Consider the following 7,785-nt stretch of genomic DNA (forward strand, 5'->3'; position numbering starts at 1 on the left):
GCCTGGTCGGCCCGCGACTACGCCGCCTACAGCGCCTTCTACGCCCCGACCTTCACTCCGGACGGTGGCCTGACCCGGGAAGACTGGGCGCAACTGCGCCGCGGCCGCATCTCGGCGCGCGGCGAGATCGCCGTCGACATCCAGGACCTGAAAGTCAGGATGGACGGTAATGATCGCGCCTTCGCCGAATTCCGCCAGATCTACCAGTCCAAGGCCTACAACGACACGACGCAGAAGACCCTGGAAATGATCAAGGTGAACGGCAAGTGGCTGATTAACCGGGAGACGTCCATTCCGTGCAACGGCAACACCGTGGGTGGCTGCAAAGGGCTGGTCAAGTAGGGCCGGCCTGACTCGGCCGGCAGAAACCGGCCGGCCTGAAAAGCCAAAGGCCATGCATTGCATGGCCTTTGGCGTTGACGGGGTGAGGGAGGGGCTTAGCTCAGTGCTTCGACCTCGGCGATGAAAACGTAGCCCTGCGAGCGCAGGGTCTTGATGAAAGCGCTGCCATCGGACTGTTTGCCGAGAATTCGCCGGATCTGGCTGACGTGGACGTCGATGATCCGGTCGTAGGGCACATATTCGCGCTTGAGGACGCGCGAGAGTTGTTCGCGCGAGAGTGGCTCGAAGGGGTGCTCAAGGAAGGCGGCGAGCAGCGCAAAACCCGATACGCCAAGCGGTGTCGGCTGGCCACCGGTTCGGGTTAGTTCGCGCGAGGCGGTATCCAGTACCCAGTCGCCGAAATGCAGGCGGCGTAGCTCGCCGCGGCCGGTGGTGCGCTGGGTCCGGCGCAGCAGACTGCGGGTGCGGGCCAGCAATTCGCGCATGTTGCAGGGTTTGGGCAGAAAGTCATCGGCACCGATCTCGATGCCGATGATGCGTTCGATTTCGTCGGAGCGGGTCGAATGGATGAGAACCGGGATTTCGGAGTGCTGGCGAAGCTGGCGGAGCAGTTCGAGGCCATCGGCGTCGGGCAGGCTCAGATCAAGAATGATGACATCGGGCTTCTCGTCGAGACGTCGCCACATGGCAGCGCCGGTTTCGGCAAAAATGCAGTCGATGCCGGCGGTGGCCAGCGTCGTACTCAATACGTGGCGAGTTCCCGGGTCGTCTTCAACGATGAGCGCAGTCTGACGCATGGTTATTCGTTTCGATTACACGATAAAGCGGGGATTGTAATCCAATGCAAAACAAAGGCTTTGTTTTACTAATTTTTAACATCAAGCCGGCGTCTCGGGCGACAATTGCCCTCTGTTTATGGCCTCTCCGACTGATTCACATAGCGCTGCACTGGATGTCTGTTCCCCGTTCCCTGGATGGTTTTGAGGTGACTGCTGCGGTCGCCCGCATGCTCGATCAGCCGATGCTCTGGTGGCAGGCCGTTGGCCTGTTCGTCGACCATTTTGCCGACTGGGAGCGGACGTGGCAGGCGGCTATCGGCGACGATGTGCAGGAACAAAAGAGCGTCCATGCGCTGCGCAGCGCGGCGGCAAATGTGGGTGCGCAGGCGCTTTGCGAGGTGGCGGCCAGCCTTGAGGCGCAGCTGTTGAAGAAACGGGCCGGCCTGGCGACCTCCGTTCCCGAAAATTTGCGTGCGTGTTTGCAGACGTCTTTTCGGCTCACCTGGCTGTCCGCTGCCAAGGCCTGGAAAGCCGGTTTGCCGGGATCGACGGAAGGTCAGTGTTGAACCAGATGCCCACCGTTTCGATGCGCGCCCGGCTGGCTAACATCAATTCCTACGTGTTGTTGCTGGCCATCGCGCTCGTCAGCGTTTTCATCCTGCCCACTTCGGCCTGGTTGTTTCTGAGCGTCGATCTGAGTGGTGCTTATCGGCAGTTGCTGGCCTATTTCGGGCTGATTGTGCTGGAAATCGCTGCTGTGCTCGCCGTCGCCTTGCGCTGGCAGGCGCAGCATGTGGAGAAGCTGATCGCGCCGTTGCAGGACCTGACGTTGCGCATGGCCGAGGTGTCGGTCGGCCGGCTCGATAGTCGTGCGGCCGACAGCGGGGTGACCGAAATTGCCCAGCTGGCCAATGGTTTCAACCAGATGGTTGAGCAGATTCGCGAGCGCGATCACTGGTTGTCGACGCACCTTGGCAATCTGGAACAGATCGTCGAGCAGCGGACGCGTGAACTGCGTCTCGCCAAGGAGGTGGCTGAGGCCGGCAGTCTGGCCAAGAGCGAGTTTCTGGCGACAATGAGCCATGAAATCCGGACGCCGATGAATGGCGTGCTGGGCATGACCGAACTGCTGCTCAATACTGAACTGGCGCCGACCCAGCGCCAGTTTGTCGAGGCGGTCGAGCGCTCGGGGAAACACCTGCTCGGCATCATCAACGATATTCTCGATTTTTCGAAAATCGAGTCGGGCAAGCTCGAACTCGATGTGCTCGATTTCGATCTGCGCCAGTTGCTCGAGGAGTCGCTGGAACTGTTTTCGCAGCAGGCCGGCAAGAAAGGTCTGGAGCTACTGGCCGATCTGCCGCCGGACGAGAGCCTGGTGGTCCGTGGCGATGCGCTGCGTTTGCGGCAGATCGTGGTTAACCTGCTGGGCAATGCCATTAAATTCACGGCGAGCGGTGAGGTTTTCCTGCGTTTGCGCGTGCTCGAGCATTCTGAATTTGGCCTTAAATTCCGGTTGACCGTGCGCGATACCGGTATCGGCATCCCGCTCGATGCCCAGCAGCGAATTTTCGAGCACTTTGCCCAGGCCGATGGCTCGACTACCCGGCAGTATGGCGGGACGGGCCTCGGGCTGGCCATCTGCCAGCGCCTGGTCGACATGATGGGCGGCAGTATCAGCGTCGACAGCCAGCCGGGGCAGGGGGCAAGTTTTTCGGTCGAGCTGAGCATGCCGCACGGCAAGTTGCCGGATCAAACGCCGATGCCTGCGCCAGCCGCCGTCGCTGGACGGCGCTTGCTGATCGTCGACGACACGTCGGCGCATTGCGACATTCTGCTGGCCCAGCTGAACAGTCGGGGGCTGACGGCAGATACGGCCGGTTGCGGCCTGCAGGCGCTGGCCATGGCCGTCGCCGCCATGGCAAAGGGCGAGCCGTATGGGCTGTGGCTGGTCGATATGGAAATGGCCGAGATGTCAGGACTCGATCTGCTGCGCGCCCTGCGTGCCGATTCGCGGTTGTCGGCGAGTCGGGTCATCGCTTTTTCGTCGGCCCCCGACATGCCTGACCAGTTGGCGCGGGCCGGGCTGGAGGTCGCGGCTTGCCTGGCCAAACCCCTGCGCCAAGCAGATTTTCTGCGTGCGGTTGAGGCCGCTCTCGGCCGCCCGGCGCGCAGCGAAAGCCCAAAAGCGCTAGCGGCCAGCCAGAAGTTGCGGGGCAAGGTGCTGCTCGCCGAGGACAACGAAAGCAATCTGATTGTGGCGCGGGTTCAGCTCGAAAGGCTGGGGCTGGAAGTGCTCACCGCGGGCGATGGTCAGCAGGCGCTTGATTTGCTAGCGACGGAAGCGGTCGATCTGGTCCTGATGGATTGTCAGATGCCGATTCTCGATGGTTTTGCCGCGACCGCGGCGCTACGGGAACGCGAAGCGCTCAGCGGTCAGCACCTGCCGGTTATCGCGCTGACCGCCAATGCCATGACGGGCGATCGCGAGCGCTGCCTGGCGGCCGGGATGGACGACTATCTGGCCAAGCCTTATACCGGCGAGGCCCTGTTGAAGATGCTGGCGCAGTGGTTGCCCGCTGAACGGCGCAAGCCGCCGGTTATCGTCAATGACGCGGCCCGCCCCGGGCATGCGCACAGCGATGGCGCGGCGCTTGATCCGGCTGCCCTCGAGAAAATTCGCGCCCTGTCTCCGGACGGCGCGGAGACGCTGGTCGGGCAGGTGCTGGCGGCCTATCTGAAAGCTGCGGAGCGCGAATGGGCGCGCTTTGAACGAGGTCTGGCCGAAGGCGATGCCGATTTGCTGGCGAGCGCCGCCCATGCCCTCAAGTCGAGCAGTTTCAACGTCGGCGCCAACGGTCTGGCCAGGCGGTGCAGCGAGATCGAGCAATTCGGCCGGGATGGAAATAGGCGACAACTGCTGACCCGGGTGGATGGCGTTCGCGCCGAATGGCGGCGCGTCGACGCCGCCCTGAGGGTACTTCTCGCCGGGGCTGAGGGATGAGCGCGGCGCCCTGGCGGGTTCTCGCGGCAGACGATGATCCGACGACCCGTCTGTTGATGCAGGCCGCCTTGGCTGGCGGCGACTTTGTGCTGACGCTGGCCGATAACGGCGACGATGCGCTGGCCTGGTTTCAGACCTCGGGCTTTGATCTTGCCCTGCTCGATGTTGAAATGCCCGGTCTCGATGGCTGTGCGGTGTGCGCTGCCATCCGCCAGACGCATGGCAGCGGATTCCCCGTCGTCCTGCTGACCGGACGCAGTGATCCCGAATTTCTAGAGCGGGCGGCCCAGCTGGAGGCCAGCCACATCGCCAAGCCGATTGACTGGACCTCGCTGGCCGGTCAGCTGCGCTCCTGGCTGGCCGCCGCACAGCGATAAGCCCCGAGTTTCCCGCCGGGCAAGGCTTGTGGCAGAATCGGGACAAATGGCATCGCGGCCAGGGGCGGCAGAACAAGGGGAAAGAGATGCGCTATCGAAAATTCCGGCGAGGCTTGTTGTGCGCTTTTGTTTTTGGCTGTTTTTTGCCGTCGACCGTAGCCTTCGCCCAGGACGCCAGGCCGCTGGCCAAGGGGCAAACGCTTTACCTGCCGATCTACTCGCACATGCTCTACGGCAATCTGGGCAAGAGCGGCAAGGCATCCAACGTCTTGCTGTCGACCCTGGTCAGCATTCGCAATACCGACATCAAGCGTTCAATCCGGGTGCTGTCGGCCCGGTATTTCGATACCGGCGGCAAATTGCTCGACGAGCGCGTGCCGGCGCCGACCGTGGTGCCGCCGCTTGGCACGCTTGAGTTATTTGTTGAACTCAACGACGCTTCCGGTGGCTCGGGGGCCAATTTCATCATCAAATGGGATGCCGAGCAGCCGGTCAATCCGCCGCTGGTCGAGTCGTTGCATGTCAACATGGATGGTGGCAAGGCCGTCATCTTCATGACCCAGTCGGTACCGCTGACGGAATGAACGGTAATTCGAGCCACTCTCCGATCCGGACCCTGCAGACCGGCTATATTCTCCGGCTGCTCTATGTCGCGCTCGGCATGCTGTTTGCCGTGCATCTGTTCGGTACCATCGGCTACATGGTGCTGACCGAAGGCAAGTATTCGTGGTTCGACTGCTTCTACATGACCTTCATTACCGTCGCCACCATCGGTTTCGGCGAAATCATCGACATGGCCAGCAACCAGCCAGCGCGGATTTTGACGGTGGTGATCGGCATTCTCGGCGCCGGCAATCTGTCGCTGCTGTTTTCGGTCGTCACTGTGGCGCTGCTCGAAACCGACCTCAATGGAACCCTGCGGAGAAAACGCATGGAAAAAGCAATCCGAAAACTCAAGGGCCACTACATTTTGTGCGGCTTCGGCCGGGTCGGGCGCAACATCGCGCACGAACTGGAAGCGACCAACCGGCATTTCGTCGGCATCGACGAAGATGTCCGCAAGTTGGAGGAGTACAAGGAAAAGAGCATTGGCTTCCTCTACCTGAACGGCGATGCCAGCGACGATGATGTCCTGATTGCCGCCGATCTGGCCGATGCCAAGGGCCTGTTCGCGGTGACCGGCGACGATTCGCGCAACCTGATGATCGTCATCACCGCCAAGCAACTCAAGCCGGAACTACGCGTCGTGGCGCGCTGTACCGAAACGCGCAACATCGAAAAGATGCGCAAGGCCGGCGCCGATGCCATTGTTTCGCCCGATTTTACGGGGGGCATGCGCATCGCGTCGGCGATGATTCGGCCACATGTCGTTTCCTTCCTCGACGAAATGCTCAAGTCGGAGAAAAATCTGCGCGTCGAAGAGGTGCCGATCCCGGCCGGGTTCATTCCCAAGCCGCTCGGCATGTTGAAATTGCGTAGCGCCAATTACGTTTTTCTGGCCGTACGCGAGCGTAACGGCAATTGGCAATTTAATCCGGACAAGGACTTTCTCCTCAAGCCAGGCTTCATGCTGATCGCCATGGCCAGCCCGGTCGGGCGCACGGAAATCGAGACCTTGTTGATCGAAATGGCGTCGTGAAAAGGCTTTGGGCGGGCGCGGCTGGATTTTTACCGGCCCGGCACAGGCTTCGCCGGGCCTCCGGGCTTGGAAGCCAGCGCCGCGAACGGCGCCCGATGACGAGAGGCGAGACCGCATGAAAACACTCACCAACGACCAGATGCGCCACCGCTGGCTAGCCCTTGGCGTCGTCGCCGTGGCCTACATTCTGTCGTTCTTCCAGCGTTTTGCCCCGGCTGGCATTGCGCCCGATCTGGCCGCCGCCTTCGAGACCTCGGCCGCCTCGCTCGGGGTCCTGGCGGCGACCTATTTTTACGTTTATACGCTGATGCAATTGCCGACCGGCATCCTCGCCGATACGCTCGGGCCGCGCTGGATACTGGCCCTTGGCGGGCTGGTCGGCGGGGCTGGCAGCTTCCTCTTCGGTATGGCGCCGACCCTTGAGCTGGCGCTGGTTGGGCGGACGCTGATCGGGCTCGGCGTGTCGGTGACCTTCATCGCCATGCTCAAATTGATCGCCGTCTGGTTCGAGGAAAGCCGCTTTGCCACGATGGTCGGCATCGGCATGCTGATCGGCAATCTCGGCTCGGTGCTGGCCGGGGCGCCGCTTTCGGCGGTGGCTCAGGCGACCGGCTGGCGTGGCGTGTTCATTGGCATCGGCTTCGTTTCGGTGGCGCTTGGCGGGCTGTGCTGGCTGATCGTCCGCGACGCGCCGGAGGCTGGCCATGCCGCGCCGAAGCCCCATTTTGACCGGACCGCGGTAATCTCCGGCCTGCTCTCGGTGATCCGGAATCGCGATACCTGGCCGCCGCTGCTGGTTAATACCGGCATGTGCGGCGCCTTTTTTACCTTCGCCGGCTTGTGGGCGACGCCTTACCTGATGCAGGTGCATGGCCTGGCGCGATCGGTCGCCGCGACGCATCTGTCGCTGTGGTTTGGCGGCTTTGCCGTCGGCTGCCTGTTCATCGGCGGTCTGTCCGACCGTTTGGGACGCCGCAAGCCGGTGCTCATTATGACCTCGCATCTGTATGGCGCGATCTGGCTGGTCCTGCTGTCCTGCGTCAGCCTGCCGGTCGCCGTTTCATATGCGCTTTTCACCGTGCTTGGCCTGACCACGGCCGGCTTTAGTCTGACCTGGGCCTGTGCCAAGGAGGTGAATCCGCCGCTCCTTTCGGGTATGTCGACCAGCGTCGCCAACATGGGGGGCTTCCTGACGGCGGCGCTCTTGCAACCTTTCGTCGGCTGGGTCATGGACCTTGGCTGGACGGGCGAGATGGTCGGCGGCGCCCGTGTCTACGACGTCGAAACCTGGCGCCACGGGGTGTTGGTGGCGACCGTCTGCGCCATTCTGGGGGCGGCAGCGTGCTGGTGGATCAAGGAAACGCGCTGCCGGAATATTTGGCAGGCACCTTGATTCGCCCTGTTGCTTTCGATAAAGCACAATAAAATCAATGAATCAGCAATGCATGGCTTGTGCCTTTTCTATAAATTAGCGTATTCTTATATTCATGAACGCAAATACTCTCCGGCCTTTCGTTTTTAGCCTTTTTTTCGGGTTGACCGTCGCCATTGCGGCTGAACCCTTGCCGCTCATCACGGTCAAGCCGCATGCCGTCGATCTGGCCTTCCCGGCCGAATCGCTGGTCGAAGCGGTGCAGCAGGCGA

General features: G+C 61.9%; 8 protein-coding genes. 7 read left to right on the top strand and 1 reads right to left on the bottom strand.

All coding sequences use genetic code 11. The annotated features are described in order from the left end of the window. The coding region (locus tag ADADOO_RS17520) for a L,D-transpeptidase Cds6 family protein (RefSeq protein WP_511278803.1) at window positions 1-342 on the top strand (342 nt) is incomplete at its 5' end. A gap of 95 nt (window positions 343-437) precedes the next feature. Here the strand turns inward: ADADOO_RS17520 and ADADOO_RS17525 are convergent. Then, window positions 438-1,139, bottom strand: a complete 702-nt coding sequence (locus ADADOO_RS17525) for a response regulator transcription factor (RefSeq protein ID WP_511278804.1) — start codon at window positions 1,137-1,139, stop codon at window positions 438-440. 44 nt (window positions 1,140-1,183) lie between these two features. On the opposite strand from ADADOO_RS17525, the gene ADADOO_RS17530 reads away from it, so the two are divergent. The 6 genes from ADADOO_RS17530 (at window position 1,184) to ADADOO_RS17555 (ending at window position 7,534) form a co-directional block, all read left to right on the top strand. Further along, entirely contained in the window at window positions 1,184-1,687 is a 504-nt protein-coding gene (locus tag ADADOO_RS17530) for an Hpt domain-containing protein (RefSeq protein WP_511278805.1), read from the top strand. Between the two features lie 5 nt (window positions 1,688-1,692). After that, the gene (locus ADADOO_RS17535) at window positions 1,693-4,125 is read left to right on the top strand and encodes a response regulator (RefSeq protein ID WP_511278810.1); all 2,433 of its coding nucleotides are present in this window, start codon (window positions 1,693-1,695) and stop codon (window positions 4,123-4,125) included. Beyond that, window positions 4,122-4,502, top strand: a complete 381-nt coding sequence (locus ADADOO_RS17540; RefSeq protein WP_511278806.1) for a response regulator — start codon at window positions 4,122-4,124, stop codon at window positions 4,500-4,502. Before ADADOO_RS17535 ends, ADADOO_RS17540 begins: the two co-directional genes overlap by 4 nt. Window positions 4,503-4,588: 86 nt before the next feature. After that, entirely contained in the window at window positions 4,589-5,086 is a 498-nt protein-coding gene (locus ADADOO_RS17545; protein WP_511278807.1) for a DUF3124 domain-containing protein, read from the top strand. Next, window positions 5,083-6,141 (top strand): potassium channel family protein, encoded by a 1,059-nt coding sequence (locus ADADOO_RS17550; protein ID WP_511278808.1) that lies wholly within the window; start codon window positions 5,083-5,085, stop codon window positions 6,139-6,141. Before ADADOO_RS17545 ends, ADADOO_RS17550 begins: the two co-directional genes overlap by 4 nt. A gap of 115 nt (window positions 6,142-6,256) precedes the next feature. After that, entirely contained in the window at window positions 6,257-7,534 is a 1,278-nt protein-coding gene (locus ADADOO_RS17555; RefSeq protein ID WP_511278809.1) for an MFS transporter, read from the top strand. Window positions 7,535-7,785 lie beyond the last annotated feature (251 nt).

This window comes from Azonexus sp., from assembly GCF_036170495.1.
In the GTDB taxonomy this organism is placed as follows: domain Bacteria; phylum Pseudomonadota; class Gammaproteobacteria; order Burkholderiales; family Rhodocyclaceae; genus Azonexus.

Coding starts and splice junctions, on each gene's coding strand:
- ADADOO_RS17555 (WP_511278809.1), top strand. CDS start 6,257: ATGAAAACACTCACCAACGACCAGATGCGCCACCGCTGGCTAGCCCTT.
- ADADOO_RS17540 (WP_511278806.1), top strand. CDS start 4,122: ATGAGCGCGGCGCCCTGGCGGGTTCTCGCGGCAGACGATGATCCGACG.
- ADADOO_RS17545 (WP_511278807.1), top strand. CDS start 4,589: ATGCGCTATCGAAAATTCCGGCGAGGCTTGTTGTGCGCTTTTGTTTTT.
- ADADOO_RS17535 (WP_511278810.1), top strand. CDS start 1,693: ATGCCCACCGTTTCGATGCGCGCCCGGCTGGCTAACATCAATTCCTAC.
- ADADOO_RS17525 (WP_511278804.1), bottom strand. CDS start 1,139: ATGCGTCAGACTGCGCTCATCGTTGAAGACGACCCGGGAACTCGCCAC.
- ADADOO_RS17530 (WP_511278805.1), top strand. CDS start 1,184: ATGCAAAACAAAGGCTTTGTTTTACTAATTTTTAACATCAAGCCGGCG.
- ADADOO_RS17550 (WP_511278808.1), top strand. CDS start 5,083: ATGAACGGTAATTCGAGCCACTCTCCGATCCGGACCCTGCAGACCGGC.